Origin of the sequence: Rhabdaerophilum sp. SD176 (assembly GCF_030143245.1) — a bacterium.
Lineage (GTDB): Bacteria > Pseudomonadota > Alphaproteobacteria > Rhizobiales > Beijerinckiaceae > Rhabdaerophilum.
This window is the reverse complement of record NZ_JARJNS010000002.1, coordinates 78938-105190: the sequence shown is the minus strand read 5'-3', so window position 1 is coordinate 105190 and position 26253 is coordinate 78938. Positions and strand designations below refer to the sequence as shown.

Here is a 26253-nt window from a genome sequence, read left to right as displayed (position 1 = left end):
GATCCTGTCAGGACTTGCCTTCGAGCTGGGCCTTGAGGGCAGCCAGCTTGGCGAAGGGCGAATCCGGATCCGGCTGCTTCTCCACCGGCGGCTTCCGCTCCGGCGGCCGGGGTATGGCATCGCGGCCGGGCCGCGGCCGTTCGGGGCGCGGGCCGCGCCCCTCCTGGCCGGCAGGCTTGTCCTGACGCTTGAAAGCATCGAAACGCTTGTTCCGCTCGGCACGGTTCCGGTCATCACGGCGCGGCTGATCCTCGCGCGGCTGCGCAGGGGCTCCCTCGGTCGGAGCTGCCTGGCCCGGGCGCGACCGGCGCTGGTCACGGGGGTTGAACCGGGGCCGCTCGGAGCGCGAGCGTTCCGGGCGGGCAACGCGCCAGATCTCGATTTCGGCAGGCGTGACAACCTCCACAGAGGCGGTATCGCCGCCATCGGCTTCGGCCAGTGTTTCTTCAGCCCGTGTTTCTTCGGCCGCCGCTGTCTCGACGATGTCGGAGGAAGCTGCGGCCATCCCGGAAGACAATACCGCCTCTGCAGCCTCGCCAGTCTCCGGTTCGGGCGCCCCTGCCGTGTCCGGCAGCCCATCTTCCGCAACCCCGGCACCATCCCCTTCCGCGGGAGCCGGAGCGGCAGGTTCGACAGCAACCTCCGCCGGGCCTGTCGCGGCCGGCATTTTCAGCGGGACGGAAATGGCAGGACCCGAGCGCATTTCGGGGCGATAACCAAGCGATTTCAGGATCTCGCCGAACTCCGCCCCGGCACAGCCGACCAGCGACGTCATGGCACCGGTCACGACAAAACCGTCACCATCGGCAGCCCCTGCCGGCGGAGGCCCTTCCGTCACACCCGGCCGGTAGGCAATTGCCGGCCGGATCAGGTCAGCGAGGCGTTCGAGAATGTCGACGCGGATCGCGCGCGGGCCGGCAACGCGAAACCCGGCGATCCGGTAGAGATCCTTGTCGATGCTGGGATCGACCGGGATCGAGGTCCGCCCCGAAAAGGCGAGATGCGAGACATCGCGCAGAGCCGAGGGGTCGCCCCCCTTGGCCAGTGCATAAAGCTGCGCCGCAAGGCTGCGCGGGCCGGGCTTCATCAGCGCCGGCACAAAGATATGATGGGCCCCGAACCGCAGCCCGAGTTTTCGCATCTCGGCGCGCGCGTTCTGGTCAAGCGCGCGGACATCATTGGCCACCAGCGCCCGGTCCAGCACGCCAAGATGCTCGGCGACCTGGAAGGCAATGCCACGGCCGATGCCGGACAGGCTTTCCGGGGCCTCGAGCGCGACAAGCGCCCCGAGCAGTTTCTGGACATGCGCCTTGATCCAGGCGCCGATCCGGGTCTCGACCAGTTCGCGATGGAGGCCGGTCAGGCCCTCATCCGCGAGGATGAGGAAGCGGGGCTCGAGAATGCGCACGCCGGCCTGCAGCACGGCAACAGGCTCACCGACATGCCGGATGATCCCGTCCAGCGAAAGCTGGAACTGGTCATCATTGGCCGTGGACAGCCGCGTCGCGCGCGTTTCCAGTTCCGAGCTCAGGGCCTTGGCCGCAGCCGCGCGCAGGGTCTTCGCCTCCTGCGTATCCGCCGAGGCATCGGGGGCAAAACGGAAGCCTTCGAGGCGCCCGATATGCTGCCCCTCGACCAGAACCTCTCCCGTAGGCTTCACTTCCGTTTCAAGCATCGCATTCTCTTTCAGCCGGCGCATCAGCACGGATGTCCGTCGGTCGACAAAACGCTGCATCAATCGCTCGTGCAGCGCATCGGAGACCTTGTCCTCTAGCGCGCGCGTAACGTTCTGCCAATGAGAAGGATCGCGCAACCAGTCCGGACGATTGGCGCAATAGCTCCAGGTCCGGATCTGCGCCAGGCGCCAGGACAGCGCGTCGATATCGCCGTCCACCCGGTCGCAGGCCTTGATTTCCTTGCCGAACCAGTCTGCATCGATGGCCCCGCGGCGCATGATCGGCTCAAAAAGCGAGACGACGAGGTCGGCGTGGCTTTGCGGCGACACCTTGCGGTAATCCGGCAATTGGCAGAGATCCCAGAGCCGCCGCACGGCCCCCTCGCCCGCCGCCAGATCGCGGACCAACGGACGCATCGTTGCGATCTCGAGCGTGGTCTCGTCCTCGGACTTGCGGATCCGGACAAGGTTGGAATCACCAGGCGCACGCTGGAGCGAGGTTTCCAGCCGGTCGAGGCTGGAAAAATCGAGCATGGTGTTCCGCCATTGCGCCAGTGCGATCGGTTCGAACTGATGGGCTTCCAGCGCCTCGACGAGATCCTCGTCGAAAGCCGGGCATCGGCCGGTGGTGCCGAACGTGCCATCCCGTGTCGCGCGGCCCGCCCGGCCGGCGATCTGCGCCAGCTCGGCCGGGAACAGGCGCCGGTGCCGCCTGCCATCGTATTTCCGGTCGGCGGCAAAGGCGACATGCTCGATATCGAGGTTGAGCCCCATCCCGATCGCGTCGGTGGCAATGATGTGATCAACCTCGCCCGCCTGGAACATCGCAACCTGCGCGTTTCGTGTGCGCGGTGAAAGCGAGCCCATAACCACGGCGGCACCGCCACGCTGGCGGCGGACCAGTTCGGCGATGGCGTAAACCTCTTCGGCAGAGAAGGCGATGATCGCCGACCGCGCCGGCAGCCGGGTGATCTTCTTCTCGCCGGCAAAGCTCAGCTGCGACATGCGCGGGCGCGTTTGCACCATTACGCCTGGCAGCAAACACTGGATGAGCGGCTGTGCTGTCGCGGCCCCCAGCAGCAGGGTCTCGCCCCGGCCACGGCGATGCAGCATTGCGTCGGTAAACACATGGCCGCGCTCGAAATCCGCGATCATCTGCACTTCGTCGATGGCGACGAAGGTGGTGCTGATGTCGCGCGGCATGGCCTCGACAGTCGAGATCCAGTATCGCGGCGATTTCGGCTTGATTTTCTCCTCGCCGGTTACCAGCGCCACCTGTGCCGGACCCACTTTCTCGACGACGCGCTGGTAAACCTCCCGCGCCAGCAGGCGCAGCGGCAGCCCGATCATCCCGCTGTCATGGCCGAGCATCCGTTCAATGGCGAGATGCGTCTTGCCGGTATTGGTCGGCCCGAGAATGGCCGTTACACCGCGTCCGCGAAGGGGTGACCCCGATTTCCGGGCTTCTGCGGGGAGGCTGAAAGGCAGGGTCATCGTCTTCCCCAAGACCGGCGCAAGGGCGGGCTGCGATCAGCCTCGCCGCATTCCATTATGTGGGCGACAGCCAACGGGCCGGCAAGCTGCGCAGAGCCGATTTCTGTGCGTGATCGGCACAGTTCCCGGGGGCGAATCACCTGCATCGAAAGACTTCGAACAGGAAAGGAACGAATCGGCGCCGAATCGGAGACCGCACATGAGTCTGGTTTTGTTCTATCACAAGATGAAGCAGCAGCATGAAGGCAAAACGCAAGATCTTGCGAATCTGACGAGCCAGGAAGGATTCCGGCGCCTGCGCTCATGACTCGCACCCGGTGTCCAGCGGGATTCCCGGTCAAGCGGAAAACATAAAAATCGTGGTTAATTCTTTATGAAGAACCCCCGAGGGTCACCCTGCCGCAATCTTTACGATTGGACGAAGCCGGGAACAAAGCGTCGACGAATCAGCACAGAATGATTCGGACAATGGATCATCCCGTCGATTTCGGCGGCGCGGGGCCGGCACAGAAACCCGCATCGCAGGCGCGGATTCCGCGCCGGCGGGTGGGCTCGTCCCGGTTTGGGGCAGGCTAGGGGACTTGCAGGCCGCGCCGGCGCCACGGCAGCAGGCAGATGGCCGCATCTATCCACCACATGCGCCATACGGCGCCGGAATCAGAAGAACCGGCTGCTGCCCGAACCGGGAAAGAACGCCAGCATGTGAGTATCCGTCCTAGTTCGGCCGGAATGTCTCGGCCTCGATGACGGTGGTGCCGATCATCGTCTTGACCGAAATGCGATAGGGTATCAGCGTCTTGCCGCCATTTACCGGAGCGAGCCAGGCATCCATGTTCCGGTTCTCGGCCATGAATTTGGTCACGCGGCGGTCCGGGCGGTGGCCGGCGACCGGGATATAGCGCGCCTTACAGATCAGCACCGGGCCGGAATAGCCATCCTCGCTGCGTACCTGCCGGGTGCCGGCATAGCTGAGCACCACGTCAAAGCGCTGGTTGCCATCGAAAACCGGCAGGCGGCGGTCGCAATTGGCCTTGTCCATCGGATTGCCGCTGCGGACCGGCATGATCAGCGCGCTGACGGGATCCAGCACACCCACCTTGTGGCTCTCTCGAAGGGGGATCCGTGTGGAATCATCCGGCCGGACGACGAATGGGGGGTCGATCGTCACATTCCGCACCGAGCCGGAAGCGGCCGCGATCTGGATCTTCCGCGTGTCCTTCCCGTTGGTCGCGGAGAGCGAGAAGCCATTGGTGAGAACATTCGCGCCGGAAACATTTCCGCGTGCCGTTGCAGCTCCCCGCCCTTGCGAAACCGCTCCGACGATACCCGTCAGCGCGGAACTGACATTGAGCACATAACCTGAGCCGTTCAGCTGGGCGGAAAGGCTGGCCTTGCCGATCGAAAGGCCCGCCAGCGTGATGGAGTAACGCGCTTCGATATCCGCGGCCAGGGCAGACCCTGCGGCTGCAGGAAGGGTAGCGAGGACCGTCATCGCCAGAAGCCGGGATCGGCCTCGATATACCCAGATCGACATGCCTGCCATTCGAAACCCGATCCCTGTCCTGAATTCGCTGGTCTGTCTATGATGTGAATCGATGGCTGATTCGTGGCAAGTCCTCCGCCGATCCCGGGACCGGATGGGCGCGCTGCTTTTTTCATGGCTCCACGCCTGCCATGATTGACCGCCCGGCTTCCTTGGACTATAGGCTCCGCTTCCGAATTTCCACGTGATCGCAGCCCCTCCGGTCGGAAGGGCCCCGGAGATCGCGCTCCGGGCGAAGAAGGTTGATAACGATGTCTCGTGTTTGCGAATTGACCGGCAAGGGTGTTCAGGTCGGCCACAAGGTCAGCCACTCGAACCGGAAGACGAAGCGCCGCTTCCTGCCGAACCTCGTCAATGTGACGCTGCAGTCGGATGCGCTGAACCGTGCCGTGCGGCTGCGCATCTCGGCCAATGGCCTTCGCTCGGTCGAGCATCGTGGCGGTCTCGACGCGTTCCTCCTGAAGGCGGCCGATGGCGAGCTTTCCTCGAACGCGCTCGATCTGAAGCGCGAGATCTCGAAGAAGCTGACGGCCTGAGCGCGCTCGACGCTCTCACGAAATCAAGGCGGCTCTGGCCGCCTTTTTTGTTGTCTCCGCCATGTCCTCAGCCTCATTCGATTCCCTCGCCCTGTTCGATTTCGACGGCACGCTGGTTGATACGGCGCCCTGGTTCTTCCGCACGATCAACGCGATCGCCGGACACCACGGGTTTCGCACTGTCACGTCGGAAGAAGGCGAGGCCCTGCGCGACCTGCCGCCCCGTGCGATCCTGAACCAGCTGGGCATTCCGGTCTGGAAGCTGCCCGCCATCGCCGCGGACATGCGACGGCGCGTTCTGGCGGATGACGCCGCCACACCGCTTTTCCCGTGGGTGCCGGACCTGTTGTCGAGGCTCTCCGCAGTCGGATGCGTGATCGGAATTGTCAGTTCGAACAGTGAGACGGCCATCTGCAGGAAACTGGGGCCGGCCCTTGCGCATGTGCACCGGATCTCTGCCGGCGCTTCCCTGTTCGGCAAGCCCGCCCGCCTGCGCCATGTCCTGAAGGAGACCGGGTTGTCCGCGGCGAAGACCGTTGTGATCGGCGACGAGATCCGCGATGTGGAGGCCGCCCGGGTGATCGGCGCCCGCTCCATCGCCGTGACGTGGGGCCTGGGCGGTCAGCGGGGCCTTGCAGGCGCCGGGCCGGATCTTCTGGTCCATCGCGCCGAAGAGCTGGTCGAGGCGCTTCTCGCCCCCGTCTGAGGCGTGCCTGTGGCCACCTCAGGCGTCCAGAGCGAAACGCAGCAGCAGGTTCCGCTGCAGGAGCGAGAAATTATTGTCCGAAACAAGCGTAAGGATCGTCCGCCCCTGCGGCGTGCGATGGACCGCGAGCGCTTCCATATTGTCGATCTGCGCAGAGAGGTCGGCCACGATAAGCAGCGGTCCGTCGAGCACCGCGCCAGGCCGGATCATCGCCAGCGGGATGCGGCGGATCCGGAACCCGACCCCGAACAGCGGCACGAAGCGCCGCTCAAGGACCAGAAGATCGCCATCGGGCAGGAAGGCGAGGTCAGTCACGTCGAAATCGCCGATCCGGCGCAGCCAGATCCGGCCAGGCTTCGGACCGATCAGGAAACCGGGAATCTGCCCGGGCGCTTGGCCGCGCGCCTCCTTTTCGGCGAGCGCGAGCATATGCCCGCTCCATTCCGAACCCTGCGGAACCAGCCCGAGTGCCTCGATCCCGCCATTCGGCGCGAGGCCTTTCATCTCGGCAGGGACGGTAGACGGCCGGGCCCGGCCCGTTGGTTCACCGCCGGCATCGAGATCAAACCGGAGGATGTCGTGCACGCGCTCGACGCCGACGAACAGAGTCTGTCCCTGCCTGAAGACGCTCTCGCCGTCGAAATAGCGCGTATCCTTGAGCCGCCGGCCATCGGGCGCCCGGAGCGGGCCGATCCGCGCAGCCTCGATGCCGAGCGGCACGCCCTCTTTCTGCACGATCCGCCCGGCAAGCCAGTGGCCGCGATCAGTGATGATGAGGAAACGCTCGCCATTCGGATCAAGAACAAGCCCGGACAGCCCGCCGAATTCCGGATCCCGGGACCGGAGTTCCAGCCCGCCGAGGAAAGTCAGCCCGCCGAACTGCCGGCGGTCGCGATCACCGGCTGAAAAACTGGCAAAGGGTGCGGCTTCGATCGCGAGCGCGCGCGGCTCCTGGCGGTCGAGGGCCCGGGCCTGCCCGGCGGGAACAGCTCCCGCAAGGCCAGCTCTCGCTAGGCCCGCGAGAACCGCACGGCGGGAGATCAAGCCCGCGCTCCGGCCATCCGGCGGGTGGGCGGAGCGGCCGTCTGGGCCGACGGTCCGTTCTCGCTGAACAATTCGGCCAGCTTCTCGGTCATCACTCCGCCCAGTTCCTCGGCATCGACGATGGTCACGGCCCGCCGGTAATACCGGGTCACGTCATGCCCGATGCCGATCGCGATCAGCTCCACCGGCGAGCGCGTCTCGATCTGCTCGATGATCTGCCGGAGATGCTTTTCGAGGTAATTGCCGGAATTGACCGAAAGGGTCGTGTCATCCACCGGCGCCCCGTCGGAAATCATCATCAGGATGCGGCGCTGCTCGCGGCGGGCAAGCAGGCGTTGATGCGCCCAGTCCAGCGCCTCCCCGTCGATGTTTTCCTTGAGCAGCCCCTCGCGCATCATCAGCCCGAGATTGCGCCGCGCCCGCCGCCAGGGCGCATCGGCACTCTTGTAGATGACATGGCGCAGGTCATTGAGGCGGCCGGGATTCGCCGGCTTGCCGGATTGCAGCCAGTACTCGCGCGATTGCCCGCCCTTCCAGGCCTTGGTCGTGAAGCCGAGGATCTCGACCTTGACGCCGCAGCGCTCGAGCGTGCGGGCAAGGATATCGGCGCAAGTCGCCGCCACAGTGATTGGCCGGCCGCGCATCGAGCCGGAATTGTCGATCAGCAGCGTGACCACCGTATCGCGGAAATTCGTGTCCTTCTCGCGCTTGAACGAGAGCGGGGCAAAGGATCCGCGCATGTCGTCGATCACCACGCGGGTCAACCGCGATGGATCCAGCGATCCTTCCTCGAGGTCGAATTCCCATGAGCGGTTCTGCTGTGCCAGGAGGCGGCGCTGCAGGCGGTTGGCCAGCCGGCCGACAACCCCCTGAAGGTTGCTGAGCTGCTTGTCCAAATAGGCCCTGAGACGGTCGAGTTCCTCGGCATCGCAGAGATCTTCGGCCGCGATCGTCTCGTCGAAGCGCGTTGTGTAGGCCTTGTAGCCTGGGCCGTCGCGCATCGAATCCCGCGAGACCGGCGGGCGCGAGGCCTCGGCCGGCTCCTCGGCATCAGCCATCTCGCTCTCGTCCGGGAAATCGCCCGGCGGTGCATCGGCGGCTTCCTGCGCGCCCTCGCTCATATCGTCCTGGAGGGCGTCCGTCTGCTCGAGGTCGAACCCGTCCTGCTCCTCGGCCTCGCCGCTTTCGCCTTCCTGCGGATCCTGCTCGCCGTCATCATCCTGCTTGTCGTCGTTCCGATCCTCGTCATCAGAGCCGAGCGGGTCGGCCTCGACCATGCCGAGACCGGCCAGGATCTGCTGCACAACCTTGGCAAAGGCCTGCTGGTCCTCGAGGCTGCCGGCCAGCATGTCGAGGGTTTTGCCGGCCTTCTCCTCGATATCCGACCGCCAGAGTTCGGTCAGGCGGCGCGCCGCTTCCGGCGGTTTCGCCCCGGTCAACCGCTCACGCACCATCATGGCGAGGGCATCCTCGATCGGCGCATTGGCGAGATCGTTCACTTCGGCGAGATTGGCCTTGGTGTAGCGATCCTGCAGCATCGCATCGAGATTGGACGCGACCCCCATCATCCGGTTGGAGCCGATGGCATCGCAGCGCGCCTGCTCGACGGCCTCGAACACCTTCCGCGCTTCCAGCCCCTCCGGCATCAGGCGGCGATGCAGCTTCTCGTCATGGCAGGCAAGCTTCAGCGCATAGGAGTCGGCATGCCCCCGCAGGATGGCAATGTCGCGCGCGGTCGGCTTGCGCGGCGGCTCCGGCAGGCGGGCGCGCACCACATCGCCGGCATCGACAAGGCTCGGCCGGTCAGCCGCGAACTGCACCTCGATCTCGTCCTTGCCGGCCATGGCGCGCAGCGCGCCGGCCACGGCCTTCTTGAACGGCTCGACCGGCGAATTCTCGGGCTGGCCCGGCTTGCGGTTGGTGATGGTCATGACAGGAGCTGCTCCGCAAGATGCGCGAGGTCGCGCGCGGCATGATCGACGGAAACCGAAGGCCCGGTTTCGCCGAGCCCGGGGCCGAACTCGTCCGGCCGCGCGATATGGGCAGTCCGGAGGCCAGCCTCGCGCGCCGCGGCGAGATCGGAGGAATGGGCGGCCACCATCAGGCACTCGGAGGGGGCCAGGTCGAAAGCGTCACATCCGGCACGGTAGACGGCGAGATTCGGCTTGTAATCCCGCGCCCACTCGGCACCGAGGATCGCATCCCAGACAAAGCCGTTATGCCGCGCCATGTCAGCCATGAGCGAGACATTGCCGTTGGACATCGGCGCCAGCCGGAACCGGCTCCGCAACCGCGCCAGAGCCGCAGGAACCTCAGGCCAGGCATCGAGCCGGTGCCAGACAAGGTTGAGCGCGGCGCGGTCCGCCTCGGCCATTTCATCGAGCCCGAAACGCGGCAGGATGCGGTCGAGATTCTCGCGATGGAGAATGTCGAGCTTCACGAATCCCCGCCCGCCGCTGCGTACGGCCTCCATGGCCGGCTGGTATTCGGCACGCCAGGCGTCGGCAAAGGCCTCGCCGTCGACGCCGAGGGCCAGCCGACGAACCTCGCGCGCGATGCTGCCGCGCCAGTCCACCAGCGTGCCGAAGACATCGAAGAAAAGGGCGCGGGTTGTTTTCACGTGAACGCCTTGACGAAAAAGATGCTGTCAAACCCGGCCGGGTGGTCCTTCATGCGGCCAAATTCGACGAAGCCCATGGCCTTGTAGAAATCCGGCGCCTGGAAGGACCAGGTCGACAGGTGCATATGCGTGGCGCCGAACCGCCGCGCCTCGGCCTCAGCGAGGTCGATCAGGCGTTTGCCGGCGCCCTGGCCACGCTGGCTCTCGTCGATCCAGAGCAGGTCGACATGGAGGTAATCCATCCGCAATTCGCCGATCAGCCCGCCGATAACGGCGCCGGCTTCGTCCCGGACCGAAAGCGCCAGCGGATGGCGGTCGCGGTCCTGCGGGAGGAACCGGTCATTGTAGCGGGTCAGGCCGGCAGACACCGCCTGCCGGACCTCGTCATAGCGCTGCGTATCGACTCCGATCGCGGCCATCGCCTCAGCTCAGCGCGATATTGACCGCCGATTCCTTCAGCTCCTGCCCGAACGAGCGCTGGTAGAACTCGGCCACCAGGCTCCGTTCCAGTTCGTCGCACTTGTTGAGGAAGGTCAGCCGGAAGGCGAAACCGAGATCGCCGAAGATCGCCGCATTTTCCGCCCAGGTGATGACCGTGCGCGGGGACATGACGGTGGACAATTCGCCGTTGATGAAGGCATTGCGCGTCAGATCGGCCACACGAACCATGCGGTTGACGATTTCACGGCCTTCCTTGCCGGTGAAATGCTTCGCCTTGGCGAGGACGATATCGACTTCCTTGTCATGCGCGAGATAGTTCAGCACCGTCACGATGGACCAGCGGTCCATCTGCGCCTGGTTGATCTGCTGCGTGCCGTGATAGAGGCCCGACGTATCCCCGAGGCCGACCGTATTGGCGGTGGCGAACAGACGGAAGGCCTTGTGCGGGCGGATCACGCGGCTCTGGTCGAGCAGGGTGAGCCGGCCGGAGGCCTCGAGCACGCGCTGGATGACGAACATCACGTCCGGGCGGCCGGCATCATATTCGTCGAAAACCAGCGCGACATTGTGTTGGTAGGCCCAGGGCAGGATCCCGTCCTTGAACTCGGTGACCTGCTTGCCTTCCTTCAGGACGATCGCATCCTTGCCGACAAGATCGATGCGGCTGACATGGCTGTCGAGATTGACGCGGATACACGGCCAGTTCAGCCGCGCGGCGACCTGCTCGATATGCGTTGATTTACCGGTCCCGTGATAGCCGGTCACCATGACGCGACGGTTGAAGGCGAAACCGGAGAGGATGGCCAGGGTCGTGTCGCGATCGAACAGGTAATCCGGATCAAGATCCGGAACATGCTCGGAGCGCGCCTTGTAGGCCGGAACGGTGAGATCGGAATCGATTCCGAACAGGTCGCGGACAGAGACGCGGGTATCCGGCTCACCGGATGTCGGATCGACAGGCTGGGTTTCGGCTAGGGCAGTCACGGACATCGTTCACACGAGAGCAAGCCGGGAGCGGGCTTGTCTTCCTTTCACTGGGGCAAGACCTCAGGCGAGGCCAACGGTTTTGAGATAGTTATAGGCGTCAATGATGGCGCGCAATTTTTCTTCGCGCGAGCGGTCACCCTCATTGAGATCAGGATGCAGCCGCTTGGCAAGCTCCTTGAAGCGTCGTCGGACGGTCGGCTTGTCGGCCGTCTCGTCAAGGCCGAGCGATTCGAGCGCCTTGAGCGCGGCCTTGCCGACCGGCCGGACACGCGCCTCGGCTGCGGCCTCGCGCGCACGCCGCAACCGATCGAGCTTGGCACGCAGCAGCGTCGCGGCATCGACTTTCGATTCCGCACCGAGGCCGGCACCCGTGACACTGATATTCCAGGTCGGCCGGTGACCAGTCAGCGCATCCTTCTGGTAGGATTGCACCGCGGCATCCGTCATGCCGGCGAAGTAATTGTAGGACTGGTTGTATTCCTTCACGTGCTCGAGGCAGAAAAGGTAGAACTCACCCTCGTGGTCACGCCCCTTCGGCGCCCTGAACTCGCCCTTGCGCCGGCAAGCCGGATGCTGACACACCGGCTCCTGCTCGGCGCGCACCTCCTCCGCATTCGGCTTGGACCGGATCCGGTCGAAGAGGGGGGAGTTGAGATTCATCATCGATCAAGTCTAGTTTCTGACCCCGACGGAGGGCAAGACGATGTTTTGCACCCGCGAAGAAATTCGACGAGGCGGATATGGGCAGGAAAGAACGGATCGAACAGGCCCTGCGGGCTCTTTCTCCTGCGGAACTGGTCGTCCTGGACGAAAGCGAGCAGCATCGCGGGCATGGAGGCTGGCGCGAGGGCGGGGAAACCCACTTCCGGGTCCGCCTGCGTGCGGCAGCGTTCGATGGCCTGTCACGCGTCGAGTGTCACCGCCGGATCAATGCGATGCTGGCGGATGAATTTGCCGGCGGCCTGCACGCGCTTGCAATCGAGGCGCGTGGAACGGCCTGAAACGGGCCCCGCATTCGACCGTACTGGACTTTTCGTGGCCGCCATGGTGAATACCGCCCGTGGAGCCCCCTGCTCCGATGGTCTTGTCCTAACGCATGTTAGCGGTTGAACTCCTGATCGTTCTCGGCCTGACGCTGCTGAACGGATTGTTCTCGATGTCCGAAATGGCAATCGTGTCGGCGCGACGTGCGCGGCTCGATGCCATGGCCGAGGCCGGGGACAAAGGCGCTGCGAAGGCGGCAGAGCTGGCCGAGGAGCCGTCGAGCTTCCTGTCCTCCGTCCAGATCGGCATCACCCTTGTCGGCATCGTGGCAGGTGCGTTCGGCACGGCCACCCTGGGCGAGAAGCTCAGCCTCTATCTTGCCAGCCTGACCGTGCCGCCGAATTATGCCGAGCCCATCGCCTATACGATCGTCGTTTTCCTGATCACATTCCTGTCGATCGTGCTCGGCGAGCTTGTGCCGAAGCGGATCGCTCTGGCCTATCCGGAGGTGGTGGCCTCGCGGGTCGCGCGGCCGATCGCCATGATCGGCATGGTCGGCCGGCCGATGGTCAACCTGCTCGGCTTTTCCAGTGCAATGATCCTGACGGCCCTGCGCATTCCCCAGACCCGGGACCAGACCGTCACGGAGGAGGAAGTCGAGACCATCCTCCAGGGCGGAACCGAATCCGGCGTGATCGACCCGGCCGAGCGCGCCATGGTGCGCGAAGTGATCGGCCTGGCCGAACGCCCGGTATCCGACATCATGACCCGCCGGCGCGATGTCTACTGGGTCGATGTCGCCGACGATCCAAAGGTCCTCAAGGCCGAACTGCGCCAGTGCCCCTTCAGCCGCGTGGTCGTGGCCAAGGGCGGCTCGATCGACGAACCGCTCGGATTCGTGCACAAGAAGGACCTGCTCGACCTGCTTCTCGAAGGTAAGGCGCTCGATATCGAGGCCAGCGTCCGCGAGCCGATCTTCGTGCCGGAAGTCTCTTCTGTCCTCGAGGTGCTGGAACTCTTCCGCGAGAAGCGCAACCATTTTGCCTTCGTCCTTGACGAATTCGGCACGTTCGAAGGCGTCGTGACGCTGACCGACGTGCTGGAGGCCATCACCGGCGAGATGCCCGAGGAGCACGAAACCGAAAGCCGCACCATCATCGAGCGCGCGGATGGCAGCTTCCTTGTCGATGGCCGGACGGAGATCGACGAACTGGAAGAGCGGATCGGCATCGAAGTGCCCGAGGATGCGCGGTTCCGGACCGTGGCCGGCCTCGCGCTGGAGGTGTTCGGCCGGATCCCCGGGGACGGCGACATCTCCGAATTCGATGGCTGGCAGCTCGAAGTGATGGATATGGATGGCCGCCGCATCGACAAGTTGCTGTTCCGGCGCAAGGACGCTGCCTGAAGAAGGCCTTGCTGCAGGGAAGGAGCCCCCGGGGCAAGCAACCAGGTCACTCGGGTTTCAGCGCCAGGCAGGTTTGGCCGGCGCCCGGGCATAGACCACCACCGAAACCAGCAGCAGCACCCCGAAAGCAACATGGAGGCTGGCATAGGTTTCGGCGGGCGCCATGCCTGATTTCCGCATCGCCTCGACGGCATGCCCCGAAAGCAGCTGCGCCACGCCCGTCCCGCCGATCGAGACGAAGTTGATGAACGTGATGCCGCGCCCGATGACATGATCGGGGAAGAACAGCCGGCCATGCGCGATCAGCACGGCGTAGCTGACCCCGAAAAGCCCGGCGAGCATCATCAGGACAATCGCCAGCCAGAGCGGCGGCAGGACGAGAAGGCCCAGCGCCAGGAAGGCGATGCCGCAAAGCAGGTTCGACACGAAGACCACGCGCTTGGGGTTGTCGATCCAGCTCGCAATCGGGCCGGAGAAGATCGCCGACCCGGTCATGGCCAGAGCCAGCGCCAGGACGGCATTGCCGCGTTCGATCAGGCCGAGCCCGTAGACCTCGCCGAAAAACGGGCCGACCCAGAGCGAGCGTTCGGTGAAGACGGGCGCGGAAATCGCGAAGCTCATGATGAGGATCGGCCAGAGCGCAGGCATCCGCATGATCGCCCAGAGATCGCCGAGAAGCGATCCGCCCGGCGGGTTCTCGCCCTGCGGCGGATCCCGGAAGACAAGGAAGTTCAGCACCGCCACGGCAAGTGTGACCAGCGCCACGATCCGGATGGCATCGCGCCAGCCCACGGCCTTGACCAGCAGGGCGAGTGGCGTCGCGGCGATCAGACTGCCGATCAGCCCGCAGGCGAGGAAAATGCCGCCGAGGGCTGCGAACCGGGCCGCCGGCTCGGTCTTGGCGAAGAAATAGAGCGCCCCCATCAGCAGCGGCGAGCAGCCCACGCCGACCAGCGCCATGCCGGCAATGGCGACGGTATGGCTCGAAGCGGTGGCGAACAGGAAGGCGCCCGCCACGGCAGCCAGCATCATGCCGGCAATCGTCCGTCGCGGCCCGAGCCTGTCGAGCGCGATCCCGACCGGAAATTGTGAAAGCGAAAACGCGAAGAACCAGGCTGAACCGAGCGCGCCGAACTCGCTCGGCCCGATCCCGAGATCACGCACAAGGTCGTCATGGATCACCGTCAGGAACGAGCGGTAGAACTGGCTCAGCAGATAGCCGCAGGCCGCCGCGAAGAAGATCAGCCGCCGCCGGACAAGCGAAAGGCCCGACAGGCTCGGTGGCGAAGCAGGCGGTGTCGATCGGGGCAAGGCAGCCTCTTGCTCTGGTGGCGCCTGGCTTCAGGCGCCCGCCGGTTCCGGTTCGCTCAGCGGATCCGTTCCAGAACCGAGACATAATTGGCGACCGCGGCACCGCCCATATTGAAGATTCCACCCAGCGTCGCATTCTTGATCTGCATGCCCGCAGGCGCCTCGCCGCAGACCTGCATCGCAGACAGCGCATGCATGGAAACGCCGGTGGCACCGATCGGATGCCCCTTGGCCTTGAGGCCGCCGGAAGGATTGACCGGCAGCTTGCCGGACTTTTCTGTCCAGCCTTCGAGAATGGCGCGTGCACCCTCGCCCGGCTTGGTCAGCCCCATTGCCTCGTATTCGATAAGCTCGGCGATGGTGAAGCAGTCATGCGTCTCCACGAAGGAGAGGTCGTCAAGCGTGAGCCGCGCCTTGTCGAGCGCCTGGCGCCACGCCACCGAGCAGCCTTCAAAGGCAAGGATGTCGCGCTTCGACATCGGCAGGAAATCCTGCGCATGCGCCAGCGAGCGCAGCAGGACCGCGCGCTCCGAGGCCATGGCCGTGTCGAGATCGGCCAGCACCAGCGCTGCGGCGCCGTCCGAAACGAGACTGCAATCGGTGCGCTTCAGCGGACCGGCGACATAGGGGTTCTTCTCGCTCTCGTTCCGGCAGAACTCGAAGCCGAAATCCTTGCGCATCTGCGCATAGGGGTTCTCGACGCCGTTGCGATGGTTCTTCGCGGCAATCCGGGCCAGCGCATCCGACTGGTCGCCATGGCGCTGGAAATAGGCGCCTGCGATCTTGCCGAACACACCGGCAAAGCCGGCCGGCGTCTGGCCATCCTCCGGCAGGTAGGAGGCCTTGAGGAGGTTGGCACCGATCTCCGAGCCGGGCGTCCGCGTCATCTGCTCGACGCCGACAACCAGCACCACGCGGGCAGCTTTCGCAGCGATAGCCTTCGCGGCCTGGTGCACAGCTGCGGAGCCGGTCGCGCAGGCATTCTCGACCCGCGTCGTCGGCTTGAATCGCAGGGCCGGGTCAGCCTGCAACACCAGCGAGGCCGTGAAATCCTGTGGCGAGAAGCCGGCATTGTAATGCCCGAGATAGATCTCGTCGACATCCTCAGCCTCGATCCGGGCATGGGCGAGGGCCTCGCGCGCGACCGCGACCACCATCTCCTCGATGCTTTCCTCCTTCTTGCCGAAGGAAGTATGGGCCCAGCCGATGATCGATGCCGACATGTCGCGTCCTCCAGGCCGGGCCAGCCGGCGCAAATTCAGGCAGAATGTTCAAAGTTTAACAGCAGGCCGCAACGCAGCCATAATTTGCTGGTTCTGGCAAGGTCATTCCCTGACACCCCTTCTCAAAATTTGCAGCCGGGGCTACCAAGGGCAAAGGCTATCGCTGGCGGGCCGAATCAGCCGGCCTGGATGGGGAATCGAGGCTCGCGTGACGTCTTCAACGCTTCTCAGGCTTTCGCTGTCTGCTGCATTGGCAGCGCTGCTCGCAGTGCCTGCCCAGGCCGACCCGATGGTGCCGACCGTCGTGGTCGATGCCGCCACGGGCGAGGTCATCCAGGCCGAGGAAGCCACCCGACCCTGGTTCCCCGCCTCGACCACGAAGCTGATGACGGCCTATGTCGCGCTCAGGGCCGTGGCGAAGGGCCAGATCAAGCTCGAGACGCCGATCGTCGCCTCCGCCGTCGCGGCCAAGCAGCCGCCGAGCAAGATCGGCATCAAGCCAGGGCAGGAAATCACACTCGAGAACGCCCTGAAGCTCCTCATGGTGAAATCGGCCAACGATGTCTCCACCGTTGTCGCGGAAGGCATCGGCGGCTCGACGGCCGGCTTCGCGCGGATGATGAACCAGGAAGCCGCGCGGCTTGGCATGCGCGAAAGCCATTTTGTCAATCCGCACGGGTTGCACCATGAAAGCCACGTCTCCTCGGCCCGCGACATGGCCCTTCTGGCCCGCGCGCTCCTGCTGGAATTCCCGCAATACCGCGAATACTGGACCATCGGCGCCGTGCAACTCGGCAACCGGAAATACAGCAACACCAACGGTCTGATCGGGCGCTATCCCGGCGCGATGGGCATGAAGACCGGCTTTGTCTGCGCCTCGGGCTTCAACCTCGTCTCGGCCGCCGAGCGCAATGGCCGCACGCTGATCGCCGTGGTCTTCGGGGCAACATCGGGCGCGGATCGTACGCTCAAGGCGGCACAGCTGCTCGACCAGGGCTTCTCCTCTGGCGGCGGGCTGTTTACCACCGGCGCCGGCTCAGGTCGCAGCCTCGCACAGCTCACGGCCAGCCCTGAAACGATGGCACCGAACCGTCGCGCCGAGATCTGCGGTCGGCGCGGTCCGCCTGTCGCGGAGGAAGAAGATGCCGGCACTGCGCTGGCCTTCACTTCCAACGCGCCGGACCGGCCGGACATGCTGATTGCCGGCGGCTATCGCTCCGGACAGGCCATCAATGTGGGCCAGCGCGTCGGCGGGCGCATTGCCCTCGGCCCGCGGGACAATTTCGATCCGATCCCGGTTTATCTCGGCCGCGCCCCGGGCAGCACCGAAATCGCCCGCCGGCCCGGCGAGGCTGCGGCTCCCGCCAACGCGACGGCCTTCGCGCCGGCTGCTGCCCGTGCCGGAACAGCCGCTCCGCTTGCCCTGACAGGAACCGCGCCTTTGCGGCCTGGCGCCGCCGGCCGGATCGGGCAAGGCCAGTCGGCCCAGCCGCGCCCCGCATCAGGAGCTTCCCTGGCCACCCGCACCGCGCGGCAGCCTGCGGCAGCGGCGGCACGCCCGGCCCCGACCGAGCCGGGCAAGGCCAAGACGAAAGCCGCTGCTGACAAGAAGAAGGCCACGGCCCGCAAGAAGGAAACTCCGAAGCAGGGCCAGCCGCGCTCGTGACCTTTGATCCTCTCGCCGGCGAGGCCGGTCGTCAGGCACGGCGCACGTTGCTTCTCGGAACCCTCTTTGCGCTGATCGGCGCTTGGCTCTACGGCGCCAACATCCCGGCGGCGCGTGCCGCCTCGCAGGCCGGATTGCCCGGAGCGGAGCTGATCTTCTACCGTTCGCTCATCATGGTGCCAGGGCTCGGCACCATCGCGCTTGCGTTGGGGCATCGCCTGTCGCTTGGCCCGGCGGATCGCGGCCCCGTCCTCCGCCTTTCAATCGCTGCCGGTCTGACCGCGACCTTCTATCTCTCTGCGCTTGATCACCTTTCCGTGCCGCTGACAGTGGTGATCTTCTACACCTTCCCCCTGATGGTTATGCTCCTGTCGAACCGGATCGAAGGCCGGCCGCTGAGCCGCCAGCAAATCCTTGTTTTCAGCGTCGCCTTTGCCGGCCTCGTCATCGCCGTCGGCCCCTCCGCAGACCAGCTGACCGTCAAGGGCGTGCTTTTCGCGCTCGTCGCCGCCATGGCCTGCGCGGCGATGTTCCTCATCGCCGGCCATGTCCAGGGCTCGACCGTGCGCACCCTGTTCTGGATCCAGGTGGTGGTGGCACCAATCTCGCTGGCCTTCCTGCTCGTCAATGGCGGCCCCGCCCCCCTTGATGCGTTCTCAAAGGCTCCCTTCGCCATCGGCATTGCCATGGCGGCCTATGCCGTCGCCTTCGTCTTCCAGCTCATGGCCTCGCGGCGGATCAGCGCCTCGCGCACGAGCCTGCTTTTCCTGTTCGAGCCGGTCACTGCCATTATCTTCGCTGCCTGGTTCATCGGCGAGACGCTCTCGCCAGTCCAGCTCGGCGGCGTGGCGATGATCCTCGCCGCCCTTGCCGGCGAGATCCTGCTCGATTCGGGCCGGAAACCGGCCCCGGTGACAAGCGCCGGCGAGGCCGGATAGCCATGGCCGGCCCGCTGCCGCCGATCCCGCTGGTCATCCTCACCGGGTTTCTCGGGGCAGGGAAAACCACGCGCCTGAACCGCTGGCTGGCGGACCCGGCCCTTGCCGACACCTTGGTGATCATCAACGAATTCGGGTCGGTGGGGCTCGACCACCTGCTTGTCGAGGAAACACCCGGCGAGATGGTCCTCATGGCCGCCGGCTGCCTCTGCTGCACGATTCGCGGCGATCTCGTCGCTACGCTGGAGGATCTGCTCCGCCGCCGCGACAACCGGCGCATCGCGCCTTTCCGGCGGATCCTGATCGAAACGACGGGCCTCGCCGATCCGCTGCCGATTCTTCAATCGGTCCTCCAGCATCCCTATCTTTCGAAGCGCTTCGGGATTGCGGGGCTCGCCACGCTGGTCGACGCCGTGCATGGCGGCGACACGCTGGCGCGCCATGCCGAAGCACGCCGGCAGGTGGCTCTTGCTGACCGCCTCCTGCTGACCAAGCTGGATCTTGCCGGCCCGGGCATGATCGCGGCGCTGGAAGAAGCCGTTTCCGGCCTCAATCCCACCACCCGCCTCCTTCGCGAGGAGCCGCCGGATTTTGCGTCAACCCTTTTCGACAACCGGTTCGAGCCGTGGCGGGAAACCGGCTCCGGGATCGAGGCCTGGCTTGATGCAGCAGAGGGCGCCGGCCCGGCCCATGCACCGGGCCACGAGGCCAACCGGCACGGCCTCGATATCGAGAGTTTCAGCTTCGTGTCGGATCACCCTGTCCGGCCGGAATCGCTGGTCGTCTTCCAGGAAGCGATGCGGATCCTGCACGGCCCGCGCCTGCTCCGGCTGAAGGGGCTCGTCGCCATGGCGGATGATCCCGAGCGACCGGCAGTGATCCATCATGTCCAGTCGGTCACGCATCCGCTGCAGCGTCTTGCCCGCTGGCCGGGCCGCGACCGGCGGACCCGGCTCGTCTTCATCGTGCAGGGTATCCCCCGCGAGACGATCGAGACCTTCTGGTCGGCTTTGGTACGCGCCGAATCCGGGGCTCAGGAGAGCCGCTGACGCAAGTCGCGGCGGATGATCTTGCCCGTGGTCGTGAGCGGCATTTCCGGAATGCAATGCACCTCGCGCGGATATTCATGGGCCGAGAGCCGCTCCCGCACGAAACGCCGGATCTCCTCCGCCAGCGCGTCGCCCGCTTCGAAGCCCGGCTTCAGCACCAGAAAGGCAACCACGATCTCGGTGCGCAGCGGATCCGGCTTGCCGATCACGGCAGCCAGCGCGACAGCAGGGTGCTTGATCAGGCAATCCTCGATCTCGACGGGCCCGATCCTGTAGCCGGAGGAGGTGATGAGATCGTCATCCCGCCCGACGAACCCGATATAGCCATCTGCATCGCGATAGCCCTGGTCACCGGTCGTCATCCAGTCCCCGATGAACTTCGCTTCCGTGGCTTCCGGCTTGTTCCAGTAGCCGAGGAACATCACCGGGTCCGGCCGGCGGATGGCGATCTGCCCCGGCTCGTCGACCGCGCAGGGCGTGCCATCCTCGCGGATGACAGCAACCGAATGGCCCGGCACCGGCCGGCCGATCATCCCGGCCCGGGCCACACCCATGGCATGCGAGGAGGACAGGACGAGATTGCACTCGGTCTGGCCGTAGAATTCGTTGATCGGCAGGCCTAGCACTTCGCGGCCCCATTCGAAGGTCGGCGTGCCCAGCGCCTCGCCACCGGAGCCAAGGCTCCGCAGAGGCATGCCGAACCGCTTCACCGGATCCCGGACGCTGCGCATCAGCCGGAGACCGGTCGGGGGAATGAAGGCATTGCGGACATCGAGCCGCGCCATCATGGCAAAGGCAGCTTCGGGGTCGAATTTCTGGAACGGCCAGGCGACAACCGGAATGCCGAGGCACAGCCCCGGCAGCAGAATGTTGAGCAGGCCGCCGGCCCAGGCCCAGTCCGCCGGCGTCCAGAACCGGTCTCCGGCCTGCGGCGCGAAATCGTGATGCATCTCGACACCGGGCAGGTGCCCGAGCAGGACCCGATGCCCGTGCAGCGCGCCTTTAGGGTGCCCGGTGGTTCCGGAGGTATAGATCATCAACGCTGGATCGTCGGCCCGCGTTGCGACGGGTTCGAAAGGGCCGGAACACCCCTCGGTGAACCGCGCCAGCCCGATTGCCGGGCCATCATCGCCCTCGATCGAAATCACGCGCTCGAGCGCCGGCGTCGAGGCGAGCAGCGGCCGCGTCTTCGCGGCGCCGGCGGCATCGGTGATTATCAGGCGCGAACCCGAATCCTGAAGCCGGTAGGCCAGGGCATCGGCCCCGAACAGGGCGGCCAACGGCACCGCGATCGCGCCGATCTTGTAGATTGCGCAATGCGCGATCGGCACGTGGCGCCCCTGCGGCAGGTGGATCGCCACCCGGTCGCCGGGCTGGATACCGGCACGGACAAGCGCCTGGGCCAGGCGGTTCGATTCCGCCCGGAGATCGCCGTAGCTGACGATGCTCTGGCTGAAATCCGGCCCGACCTCGATCAGCGCCGGCCGGTCGGGCTGCACCTGCGCAAGGGCATCGGCGCAGGCAACCCCGATATTGAACAGGGCCGGCACCTGCCAGCGGAACCGCGAAACCACTTCGCCATAGGCAGAAAAAGGGCCGAGCAGGGGCGCAACAATCGCCATAAAACCAATCCAGTCCCGTTGCGATGCCGCTCTCTGCCCGCGTCTTAGCCAAATTGCAACGATGGTTGCAGCGCGAAACGCGCCCGTCTTGACAAAATGTCGCTGCGCCCTTTATCCACCACGACGGTTGCCGGGCCCCTCTGGCGTGTCGGAAAGACGCGCGATGTCGGAACCATCGTTCTTGGGCTCAAAAATCGGTACCAAATCATGATCGATCTGCTTAGCTATGCCTTTTTGGGCAAGCCCCTCTGGATGTGGGGTGCGTTCCTTGCCGTCATCGTCACGCTGATGGCCTTCGACCTGGGGGTCCTTCATCGCGACGAAAAGGAACTCGGTGTCGCCGAAAGCCTCTGGCTTTCCGCCTTCTATATCAGCGTCGCCATGGCCTTCGGTGGCTATATCTGGTGGTCCTATGAAACCGGCCGCCTCATCACCGAGGACGGCACGCATGCCGGCATTGCCTACTTTACCGGCTTTTTCATCGAGAAGGCCTTGTCCATCGACAATGTCTTCGTCATCTCGCTGATCTTCGGCTTCTTCGCCATCCCGCCGAAATACCAGTACCGCGCCCTCGTCTGGGGGATCCTCGCGGTCATCATCCTGCGCGGCATCATGATCGCCCTCGGCGCGGCCCTGGTGCAGCAATACAGCTGGGTGCTCTACATCTTCGGCGCATTCCTCGTTGCCACCGGCATCAAGATGCTCGTGGTGCCCGAGGCCGATCCGGATGTGTCGAAGAACCCGGTGGTGCGCTTCCTGCGCAAGCGCATGCGTGTGACCGAGCAGCTGCATGGCCAGAAGTTCTTTGTCCGCCAGCCGGACCCGGCGACCGGCAAGATGGTGTCCTTCGCGACACCGCTCTTCCTGGCCCTGATCGTCATCAACGTGGCTGACCTGATCTTCGCGGTCGACTCGGTGCCGGCGATCTTCGCCATCACCACGGACACGTTCATCGTCTACACCGCCAACATCATGGCGATCCTCGGCCTCCGGGCGCTCTATTTCGCCCTGGCCGCCATGGTGCACCGGTTCCACTATCTGAAGTATGCGCTCGCCATGATCCTGGTCTTCATCGGCCTGAAGATCTTCTGGAACGAGCTGGTCGGCAAGCTGAACCCTGCCATATCGCTCGGCGTCACACTGGCGCTGATCGCCGGCGGAATCATCTACTCGCTCTGGAAAACCCGGGACGAACCGACCGCTGGAACCGGCAAGGCCTGACGGCACGCTTGTTGCCAAAACCAAGGAAAGGCGGGCTCAGGCCCGCCTTTTTCGTCAGACCGGCAGGGTCAGCTCGGCCTTCACTTCTTCCATCACCGCATAGGACCGCGATTCGCGCACGCCCGGCAGCGAAAGGATCGTCTGCGTCAGGAAGTTCCGGTAGGCTTCCATATCCTTGACGCGCGTTTTGATCAGGTAGTCGAAGCCGCCCGCCACGAGGTGGCACTCGAGGATCTCGCGCGAGGCGCGAACCGCCACGGCAAACTTGGCGAACACGTCAGGTGTCGTCTTGTCGAGCGTGATCTCGATGAAGACCAGCAGCGCCCGATCAAGCATCGCCGGATCAAGCGCGGCGTGATAGCCTTTTATGTAACCTTCGCGCGTCAGGCGCTTGACGCGTTCAGTGGTTGCGGTTGGACTGAGACCGACATTCTCGGCCAGGGCAACGGTCGAGAGACGTCCGTCCCGTTGCAGGGCCCGCAGGATCTTGATGTCCGCCCGGTCGAGCTGCTCTGCCATCATCCACTCCATATCACACTAGAATGCACTTGTAGTAGTGATTTTCACTAATACAAGTTAAAAACCACTGTGGAAACACCTGTCAACAGGCGATATGTCTTGAGTAATCCCTGGTTGTCCTCTCAGCCCCTCCGGAGCCCGCACCATGTCCCAGTCTCCGCTTCCTCCGTTCCGCGTCCCTTATGCACCGGACGACGAATCACTCGCCGCGGTCCTGCTCGCTTCCGCGATCCAGCCGCCGGAGACGGAGCGGACAGTCGACCGGGAGGCGCGCCGCCTGATCGAGGCAATCCGGGCAGGGTCGGGCGGGATTGGCGGGGTGGAACAGATCCTCCAGGAATATGCCCTCTCGACCAAGGAAGGGCTGGCCCTCATGGTCCTGGCCGAGGCTCTGCTACGGGTGCCGGATTCTTTGACGGCTGACAAGCTCATCGAGGACAAGCTCGGCCAGGGAGACTTCCTCAACCACGAACCGAAATCCGGCGCCCTGCTGATCAACGCTTCCGCCTGGGCGCTCGGCATCGGCGCGCGCATCATCCAGCCCGGCGAGACGCCCGACGGCATCCTCGGCCAGTTGGCAAAACGAATCGGGCTGCCGACGGTGCGCACCGCCGCGCGGCAGGCCATGAAGGTGATGGGCAATCATTTCGTTCTCGGCCAGACCATCGAGGAGGCCCTGAAGCGCGCCGGATCGGGTCCCGGCCGTTCTTTCCGCTATTCGTTCGACATGCTGGGCGAAGGGGCCCGCACGCGGGACGACGCGGCCCGCTATTTCGCGAGCTATGCCAACGCGATCAAGCATATCGGCGCCAGCGCCGGCAATCGCCCCCTGCCGGATCGGCCCGGCATTTCCGTCAAGCTGTCCGCGCTGCATCCGCGCTACGAGGCCACGAACCGTGACGCGGTCCTGCGGGAGCTCGTGCCGATGGTGATCGAGCTTGCGGTATCGGCCAAGAGCTTCGACCTCAATTTCACGATCGATGCCGAGGAGGCCGACCGGCTTGAGCTCTCGCTCGACATTTTCGCCGAACTGGCCCGCGCGCCGGAACTGGCAGGCTGGGATGGCCTCGGCCTCGCTGTCCAGGCCTATCAGAAGCGCGCCGGTGCGGTGATCGAATGGCTGGACCGGCTGGCCGTCGAGAATGACCGCCGCTTCATGGTCCGGCTGGTCAAGGGCGCCTACTGGGATACCGAGATCAAACGCGGCCAGGAACGCGGCCTCGACGATTTCCCGGTCTTCTCCCGCAAGGCGATGACGGACCTGAACTACACGGCTTGCGCCCGCGCGCTTCTCGACGCGCGGCCGCGCCTCTTCCCGCAATTCGCCACTCATAACGCCCTGACCGTGGCCACGATCCGCGCATTGGCGGGGGATGCCGAGGGCTACGAGTTCCAGCGCCTGCACGGCATGGGCGATGCGATCTACAATGCACTGCTGGGCGACCACCCGGATGCGGCCTGCCGCACCTACGCCCCGGTCGGTGGCCATCGCGATCTGCTGGCCTATCTCGTGCGGCGGCTGCTCGAAAACGGCGCCAATTCGTCCTTCGTCCATGAGGCTGCCGATCCGGGGGTTCCTGTCGAAAAGCTGCTCATCCGCCCGGCCGCATTGATCGGCGATGCGCGGAAGGCGCGCCATGCCGGCATTGCCCGGCCGGCCGATTTGCTCGGCGCCGGGCGGCGCAACAGCAAGGGCTATGAGCTCGGCCATGCCGGGACTTTGGCCCGGCTGCTCGAGGTCCGCAACTTCGCCCCCCTCCACGCGACGAGCCTCGTCAATGGCAAGCCCGTATCCGGTGCGGGCGCGCCGGTCCTCTCCCCCATTGATTCGCGGTCGGCCGGCATTGCCGAGACGGCAACGCCGGAAACGGCCGATCTCGCTATCGCTGCAGCGCAATCGGCCTTCCCGGCCTGGAGCCGCACTGCCGTGACGATCCGCTCCGGCGCGCTGCGCCGCGCGGCGGACCTCTTGGAAGAGGAGACGGGGCGCATCCTCGGCCTCCTGCAAGCCGAAGCCGGCAAGACGATCGACGATGCCATCGCGGAACTGCGCGAAGCGGTCGATTTCCTCCGCTACTATTCCGGCGAGGCCGAGAAGCTGTTCGCCGGCCCGATCGTCCTTCCCGGCCCGACAGGCGAAGAGAACCGCCTCGTCTATCGCGCCCGCGGGGTCTTCGTGGCCATCGCGCCGTGGAACTTCCCGCTGGCGATCTTCGTCGGTCAGATCGCCGCAGCGCTGGCCGCTGGCAACACCGTCGTCGCCAAGCCGGCGGAGCAGACCCCGCTGGTCGGCACGCTGGCCGTGCAGCTTCTTCACAAGGCCGGCATTCCCGGTGGCGCGCTGAACCTTGTCCTCGGCGATGGCGCCGTCGGCGCGGCGCTCGTCCACCATGCCCGGGTGGCCGGCGTTGTCTTCACCGGCTCGACCGAAACAGCCCGGAAAATCAACCGCACCCTCGCCGCCAAGGATGGCCCGATCGTGCCGCTCATCGCCGAAACCGGCGGCATCAACGCCATGATCGTGGACGCGACGGCCCTGCCGGAACAGGTGGCCGACGATGTCGTGCTCTCGGCCTTCCGCTCGGCCGGCCAGCGCTGTTCCGCGCTTCGCCTCCTCTGTGTGCAGGAGGATGTCGCCGACCGGATGATCGAGATGATCGTTGGCGCAGCCAAGGAACTTCGCCTCGGCGACCCGCGCGATCCGGCCACCCATATCGGTCCGGTGATCGATGCGGAGGCCAAGGCCAGGCTGGACGCGCATATCGAGAGGATGAAGCGTGAGGCCAAGACGTGGTTTGCCGGCTCCGCGCCGGAGGGGCTCTATGTCGCGCCGCATGTCTTCGAACTGAAGCGCGTCGAAGACCTCCAGGAAGAGATCTTCGGCCCGGTCCTGCATGTCGTGCGCTACCCCGCCGGCAGGCTGGCCGAAGTGATCGAGGCCATCGAGGCCACCGGCTATGGCCTGACCCTCGGCATCCATTCCCGGATTGACGCCGAAATCGACCGGATCACCACCGAGCTTGCGACCGGCAATATCTATGTCAACCGCAACATGATCGGCGCGGTGGTCGGCGTGCAGCCCTTCGGCGGCCACGGCCTGTCCGGCACCGGCCCCAAGGCCGGCGGGCCGAATTACCTGTTCCGGTTTGCGACCGAGCAGGTGCTCTCGGTCAACTCTGCGGCAGCCGGCGGGAATGCCAGCCTGATGGCGCTGTCCGACGGCTGAACCTTCTCAAGCCCGCCGCACCGCGCTAGGTTCCCCGTGCGGG

The 26253-nt window shown here is 65.4% G+C and carries 21 protein-coding genes; 9 read left to right on the top strand and 12 right to left on the bottom strand.

Translation table 11 applies throughout. The features are described from left to right. Positions 1-7 precede the first annotated feature (7 nt). Both P0652_RS04185 and P0652_RS04180 read right to left on the bottom strand, forming a co-directional pair. Positions 8-3169 (bottom strand): helicase-related protein, encoded by a 3162-nt coding sequence (locus tag P0652_RS04185; protein ID WP_284177514.1) that lies wholly within the window; start codon positions 3167-3169, stop codon positions 8-10. A 715-nt stretch (positions 3170-3884) separates the two neighbouring features. Next, the gene (locus tag P0652_RS04180; protein WP_284177513.1) at positions 3885-4703 is read right to left on the bottom strand and encodes a DUF3108 domain-containing protein; all 819 of its coding nucleotides are present in this window, start codon (positions 4701-4703) and stop codon (positions 3885-3887) included. A gap of 260 nt (positions 4704-4963) precedes the next feature. Between P0652_RS04180 and rpmB the strand changes: the two genes are divergently transcribed. Both rpmB and P0652_RS04170 read left to right on the top strand, forming a co-directional pair. Next, positions 4964-5248 (top strand): 50S ribosomal protein L28, encoded by a 285-nt coding sequence (gene rpmB / locus P0652_RS04175; RefSeq protein WP_284177512.1) that lies wholly within the window; start codon positions 4964-4966, stop codon positions 5246-5248. Between the two features lie 61 nt (positions 5249-5309). Beyond that, a complete protein-coding gene (locus P0652_RS04170; protein ID WP_284177511.1) occupies positions 5310-5954 on the top strand; it encodes an HAD hydrolase-like protein in 645 nt (214 codons plus the stop codon). A gap of 18 nt (positions 5955-5972) precedes the next feature. On the opposite strand, the gene P0652_RS04165 is transcribed toward P0652_RS04170, so the two are convergent. The 6 genes from P0652_RS04165 to P0652_RS04140 all read right to left on the bottom strand — a co-directional run bounded on the left by P0652_RS04165 (position 5973) and on the right by P0652_RS04140 (position 11709). After that, positions 5973-6998, bottom strand: a complete 1026-nt coding sequence (locus P0652_RS04165; RefSeq protein WP_284177510.1) for an esterase-like activity of phytase family protein — start codon at positions 6996-6998, stop codon at positions 5973-5975. Continuing rightward, positions 6995-8929: a cobaltochelatase subunit CobT gene (cobT, locus tag P0652_RS04160; protein ID WP_284177509.1), complete on the bottom strand. Its 1935-nt coding sequence runs from the start codon at positions 8927-8929 to the stop codon at positions 6995-6997. Before cobT ends, P0652_RS04165 begins: the two co-directional genes overlap by 4 nt. Continuing rightward, positions 8926-9618, bottom strand: coding sequence for a haloacid dehalogenase type II (locus P0652_RS04155; protein ID WP_284177508.1), 693 nt, complete (start codon positions 9616-9618; stop codon positions 8926-8928). The genes cobT and P0652_RS04155 overlap by 4 nt, the downstream gene beginning before the upstream one ends. Beyond that, positions 9615-10037, bottom strand: a complete 423-nt coding sequence (locus P0652_RS04150; protein ID WP_284177507.1) for a GNAT family N-acetyltransferase — start codon at positions 10035-10037, stop codon at positions 9615-9617. The genes P0652_RS04155 and P0652_RS04150 overlap by 4 nt, the downstream gene beginning before the upstream one ends. 4 nt (positions 10038-10041) lie before the next feature. Next, a complete protein-coding gene (gene cobS / locus P0652_RS04145) occupies positions 10042-11043 on the bottom strand; it encodes a cobaltochelatase subunit CobS (protein WP_284177506.1) in 1002 nt (333 codons plus the stop codon). A 63-nt stretch (positions 11044-11106) separates the two neighbouring features. After that, the gene (locus P0652_RS04140; RefSeq protein ID WP_349774960.1) at positions 11107-11709 is read right to left on the bottom strand and encodes a J domain-containing protein; all 603 of its coding nucleotides are present in this window, start codon (positions 11707-11709) and stop codon (positions 11107-11109) included. A gap of 77 nt (positions 11710-11786) precedes the next feature. On the opposite strand from P0652_RS04140, the gene P0652_RS04135 reads away from it, so the two are divergent. Together P0652_RS04135 and P0652_RS04130 are read left to right on the top strand one after the other, a co-directional pair. Beyond that, a complete protein-coding gene (locus P0652_RS04135; protein ID WP_284177505.1) occupies positions 11787-12047 on the top strand; it encodes a BolA family protein in 261 nt (86 codons plus the stop codon). A 95-nt stretch (positions 12048-12142) separates the two neighbouring features. Further along, positions 12143-13435 (top strand): hemolysin family protein, encoded by a 1293-nt coding sequence (locus tag P0652_RS04130; RefSeq protein WP_284177504.1) that lies wholly within the window; start codon positions 12143-12145, stop codon positions 13433-13435. A 57-nt stretch (positions 13436-13492) separates the two neighbouring features. Here P0652_RS04130 and P0652_RS04125 read toward each other — a convergent pair whose 3' ends face one another. Together P0652_RS04125 and P0652_RS04120 are read right to left on the bottom strand one after the other, a co-directional pair. Further along, positions 13493-14746 (bottom strand): MFS transporter, encoded by a 1254-nt coding sequence (locus P0652_RS04125; RefSeq protein ID WP_284177503.1) that lies wholly within the window; start codon positions 14744-14746, stop codon positions 13493-13495. A 56-nt stretch (positions 14747-14802) separates the two neighbouring features. After that, positions 14803-15969: an acetyl-CoA acetyltransferase gene (locus P0652_RS04120; protein ID WP_284177502.1), complete on the bottom strand. Its 1167-nt coding sequence runs from the start codon at positions 15967-15969 to the stop codon at positions 14803-14805. 208 nt (positions 15970-16177) lie between these two features. Here P0652_RS04120 and P0652_RS04115 point away from each other — a divergent pair, with 208 nt between their 5' ends. The 3 genes from P0652_RS04115 to P0652_RS04105 are packed head-to-tail and all read left to right on the top strand — an operon-like array spanning position 16178 to position 19622. Beyond that, complete coding sequence (locus P0652_RS04115) at positions 16178-17635, top strand: D-alanyl-D-alanine carboxypeptidase family protein (protein ID WP_284177501.1); 1458 nt, start codon at positions 16178-16180, stop codon at positions 17633-17635. Continuing rightward, a complete protein-coding gene (locus P0652_RS04110; protein WP_284177500.1) occupies positions 17632-18573 on the top strand; it encodes a DMT family transporter in 942 nt (313 codons plus the stop codon). Before P0652_RS04115 ends, P0652_RS04110 begins: the two co-directional genes overlap by 4 nt. Before the next feature lie 2 nt (positions 18574-18575). Continuing rightward, positions 18576-19622, top strand: a complete 1047-nt coding sequence (locus tag P0652_RS04105) for a CobW family GTP-binding protein (RefSeq protein ID WP_284177499.1) — start codon at positions 18576-18578, stop codon at positions 19620-19622. On the opposite strand, the gene P0652_RS04100 is transcribed toward P0652_RS04105, so the two are convergent. Beyond that, on the bottom strand, positions 19607-21226 hold the full coding sequence (locus tag P0652_RS04100) for an AMP-binding protein (protein ID WP_502947472.1): 1620 nt from the start codon (positions 21224-21226) through the stop codon (positions 19607-19609). The genes P0652_RS04105 and P0652_RS04100 overlap by 16 nt on opposite strands. A gap of 225 nt (positions 21227-21451) precedes the next feature. Between P0652_RS04100 and P0652_RS04095 the strand changes: the two genes are divergently transcribed. Next, complete coding sequence (locus P0652_RS04095) at positions 21452-22465, top strand: TerC family protein (RefSeq protein WP_284177497.1); 1014 nt, start codon at positions 21452-21454, stop codon at positions 22463-22465. Positions 22466-22519: 54 nt separating this feature from the next. On the opposite strand, the gene P0652_RS04090 is transcribed toward P0652_RS04095, so the two are convergent. Then, positions 22520-22984: an Lrp/AsnC ligand binding domain-containing protein gene (locus P0652_RS04090; RefSeq protein ID WP_284177496.1), complete on the bottom strand. Its 465-nt coding sequence runs from the start codon at positions 22982-22984 to the stop codon at positions 22520-22522. 145 nt (positions 22985-23129) lie between these two features. On the opposite strand from P0652_RS04090, the gene putA reads away from it, so the two are divergent. Next, a complete protein-coding gene (putA, locus tag P0652_RS04085; RefSeq protein WP_284177495.1) occupies positions 23130-26210 on the top strand; it encodes a bifunctional proline dehydrogenase/L-glutamate gamma-semialdehyde dehydrogenase PutA in 3081 nt (1026 codons plus the stop codon). The last annotated feature ends 43 nt before the right edge of the window (positions 26211-26253 follow it).